This is a genomic window from Acetobacter indonesiensis, assembly GCF_000963945.1.
Classification (GTDB): Bacteria; Pseudomonadota; Alphaproteobacteria; order Acetobacterales; family Acetobacteraceae; genus Acetobacter; species Acetobacter indonesiensis.
Genome location: NZ_BAMW01000017.1, coordinates 1 through 3,602, shown reverse-complemented (window position 1 = coordinate 3,602; position 3,602 = coordinate 1). Strand labels below are relative to the sequence as shown.

Sequence of the window (3,602 nt, the reverse complement as noted above, 5' to 3'; positions counted from 1 at the left end):
GCGGACACGTTGTGTCGCGATGGTTTGCAAACTGGTCAGGGGGAGAGCATTGCTCTCCCCCGTGAACCCCCTCTCGATGTCAGAATTGGGGATTGCGGACATCGGACCAAGTCGGTTTGATGTCCGTTCAGCGCCCATCTCAGTTATACGAGCCTAAATGGTGGCATCCCGAAAGCGGACATCAGTTGGATGCCAATGGAGCGACAACTATGTTAGATGCTGTTGGCAGTCCATACTCAAAGAGTGTAACGGAATTACGCTGCTATTCGTCCAAATTACCTTTCTTCTGCAGCATCGAACGCTAGGTCTTAGAGTGTGATGAAAAGAGACTACAATGAATGAAGCTGCCATCCGTGACCTCCTCGCGGCCGATCTTTCCGTTCTGGAAGAGGGGATGGAACTTGTCAAAATTGAGCAGTACATTCCAAAGTCTCTCGGCACCCGAAACTTCTTGGATATTCTCGCTAAGGATAGGACCGGTCAGTGGGTGATCATTGAGGTCAAGAAGACCAATGCAGCTGCGCGCCAAGCCGCCCACGAGGTCTTCAAGTATGTCGATGCCATCCAAAGGTACTTCGGTGTCCGCAAGGATGAAATTCGGGCGATCGTGGCCTCAGTCGAATGGACGGAACTGCTCGTCCCATTCTCAATGCTCAGGAACGAGACGAGTATTGCAGTCGAAGGCGTGCAACTGTTGCCAGACATATTTGGGAAGAGCTTGGGCATCCGCCCGATTGAGCCGGTGCAGGTGGATCAGGGACGATATCTCGCGCCATGGCACGAGCTTAACCTGTATAATGACGAAGCGAGCCTGAAGCGTGGAATTGCCAGTTACGATCATTGCTGCAAAGCCAAGGGAATAGATAACTATGTTCTGTTGGTGCTCAAGGCCGCAGACGACTTCAATGAAAAGGCAAGCTTAGCCTTAAACCTAGCTCTGCAACAAATCGCCGAAAATTTCGGGGATGGGGCTCCGGAAGAAATTCCGATCCATTTCAGGCAATTCGATCGGTTTGATTACATTCTGTACTTTGCCCCGCAGATTTTATCGCGAGAGTTTTGCTTGGCGGTTTTGGCCCAGCATCCAGAGACCTTCGAAGAGGTACAGGCATGCACCGAGGACATGGACACAGAAGCGGAGCTCTGCACGCTCCACGAAAACTTATATGACTTCGATCCGTGTCCACACCGAGATCGCTTTGAGATCGGCTATGCCTCCAAACTCAGCCAAAAGCTCTTGATCGACGAGGAATGGACGATTGAGCGGGTGGAGCGACGCGGAACGTTTGCCCGGAATACCCTGCTGAGCGACAAAGCGATCATTGAAGAGTTGAAGGGGGCAACCGGAAGTTCGCGTCAGTCGTTCAAGCGCTCAGTAAGCTTTTCAAATCGGGCGCACATAGCCTCGGCGAAGGAAGGGCTGACCGAGGCCTTGTTGACTAATCCAGCATGGCTGGCCCAAATTAAACGTGTGTTGGATGAAGCATCTGCGGCTTGGCCTGACGGCTCAGCAAGAATCAACCTGTTCGGGCCATCCTCCGGCATTTTCACTCTGTATTACATCGCAACGGAAGGTTCGGACAGCCACCTGCCACAATATGAAGTCGCTGTCTTTGATGCCGCTGAACAGTTGGTTTCAACTTATTTCGGTTTGCTAGTGCCGGACGGTCAACCAATCGCCCTTCAGCCGCTTCTCGACAAATATTACAAAGGTCGCATTGGCGATCTAATGTTCCTTGCCAGCGCGGGCTTCTTCGAAACCAGAGACGCGGATGTGATGGACGATTTGGGCCTCGCATATCGAACCTTCCGCGTAGACAACCCAAAAGGGGCTGCAAAATACTTTGCGCTAAAAGATGATAGGTGGCGGCCACTCTCCCTGACAGTCCCGTGGCAGCCGCTCCAACCGTATTTCGACGAGAATTCGTCGCTGATCAATGAGATTGTCAGCGCAATAGGCTCTCGGATGCATGCCGGTTTTCACGACATGAGCTGAGAGGGCTATCGATCATATCGAATGGGGCTTCGTCTAACATTTTTATTGAAAACGGACATTCCGCTACCGACCAAGATCGGACATTGGGGCGGGGTCGCCCAATGTCGTGTTTGAAGGCAAAAGCGGTCATCAGAGAGTCTCGTGTTTAAGGGGGTCGACGGGGGAGGTACTCCCCCTTGCCAGATGCTCAATGGGTAGCCATTGAGCACTGCTGGCTCCCTTTTAAACCGTTCCCTTTTTGAAGGCTGTTTCCGGGTAGCTTATTGCCTCCACCGTCTGCCTGAGATTGGCGATTGTGATGCCGGTCAGATAGGTCGTTGTTCCTTGGCTTTTATGGGTGGCTTCATGGCCCAGAAGCCGGTCTATCCAGATTTCCCTGATGTCAGTTGTGGCGTTCCTGAGCAGGGTCGAGACTGTATGGCGGAACGAGTGGAAAGTGATTTCAGCCGGGAGCCCAAGGCGCGTTTTGAGTTGCGAAAAGGCCCGACTCAGAGTGGCCCCTCGGTCTTTCTGTTTAGACCCATTAAGGCCGGGTATGAGGTAATGACCTTCCGCATTGTCCTTGAGGGCCATTATGCCAGCCTCAATGAGTTTGGAGTGCAGAGGAATGACGCGGGTGCCAGCCTCCGTCTTTGGTGACCAGCCGTCTTCTGCATGGGGCCTAACCAGAAAGCAGGGAACATCCTCGATGGTTTGCAGGTCTTCCTTCCGTAAGGTGCAAATTTCACCCAGCCTCATGCCGGTATAGGCAGCGATAAGGGTGACTAGCCGGAAAGTCGGTTCAGACACTAAGGAACTGTGCCACGAAGCAGAGGCCAGAAGAGCCAGTTCCTGTGGTGTCCAGCTTCGTCGCACGGTCTTGGGGGCACTTTCAAAATGCCAGCCAGACCAAGGGTTCTTTGCCACCAATTCCCTTTGCACAAGCTGGTTCCACAAGGCAGACAAGCGGAGCATGTGGTTCTTGACGCTTTTATTGCTCAGGGTAGGGAGATCATCAGACTTGGCCCTCTGTGCCTCCTGTTGCAGCGTCAGATTGCTTTTGCCTTTGCCCAGTGTCGCAGGCAGGGCAAGAAGCAGGTCACGAAAGGCTCCCGCCTGACTGCCGCCGATGTCACAAACGGGCGTATCCCCAAAAGCCCTGATATACAGGGCAACCGTTCTCTGGGTTGCTTCTTTGGTGTCTGTGCTGGCCTTAGGATTGCTCAAGACCAACTGCTCCAAGGCATCGGACAGCATGAGGGTTGGTGGTTTCTTCTTGGTGCTTCGAGGTTTCCTGACAACTTTACGCGTCAGCTTCTCCCTCGGTTTCACGGTCTTCCGTTTGGGGGCCTCCGCTTCCTGAGCCATAACCTCAGGTTCCAGCGTCACCGGGCTTTGAAAGGTGAGAAGGGACGTCAGTTCCTTGCCTGAGAACCGTCCCTGCATGGTTCTGGCTTTATGGAAGACTTCACCTGTGCGGGCATAGAGGGCAGCAGCCCTCTGTCGGGCCAAAAATTTGCTTTCGGTTTGCAGGGAGATAGAGATTTCTGTTTTGCCAAGACAGGCTTGCAGCATGACGGGGACGGCACGGCGGAAGTGGTAATGAGAGCCGATAAGACGCAGCATG

2 protein-coding genes are annotated in these 3,602 nt (G+C 53.2%); one reads left to right on the top strand and one right to left on the bottom strand.

Annotated features, from left to right (window positions below; translation table 11 throughout):
- The first annotated feature begins 334 nt into the window (after positions 1-334).
- Positions 335-1,996 carry an endonuclease NucS domain-containing protein gene (locus Abin_RS06695; protein ID WP_048845594.1) on the top strand — a complete coding sequence of 554 codons (1,662 nt, stop codon included), beginning with the start codon at positions 335-337 and terminating at the stop codon, positions 1,994-1,996.
- 222 nt (positions 1,997-2,218) lie between these two features.
- Here the strand turns inward: Abin_RS06695 and Abin_RS06690 are convergent, their stop codons facing one another.
- The gene (locus tag Abin_RS06690) at positions 2,219-3,601 is read right to left on the bottom strand and encodes a site-specific integrase (RefSeq protein WP_048845593.1); all 1,383 of its coding nucleotides are present in this window, start codon (positions 3,599-3,601) and stop codon (positions 2,219-2,221) included.
- Between the last annotated feature and the right edge of the window lies 1 nt (position 3,602).

Excerpts from the sequence above, each read along its gene's own strand:
- Abin_RS06690 (WP_048845593.1), bottom strand. The coding sequence starts at position 3,601 with ATGCTGCGTCTTATCGGCTCTCATTACCACTTCCGCCGTGCCGTCCCC.
- Abin_RS06695 (WP_048845594.1), top strand. The coding sequence starts at position 335 with ATGAATGAAGCTGCCATCCGTGACCTCCTCGCGGCCGATCTTTCCGTT.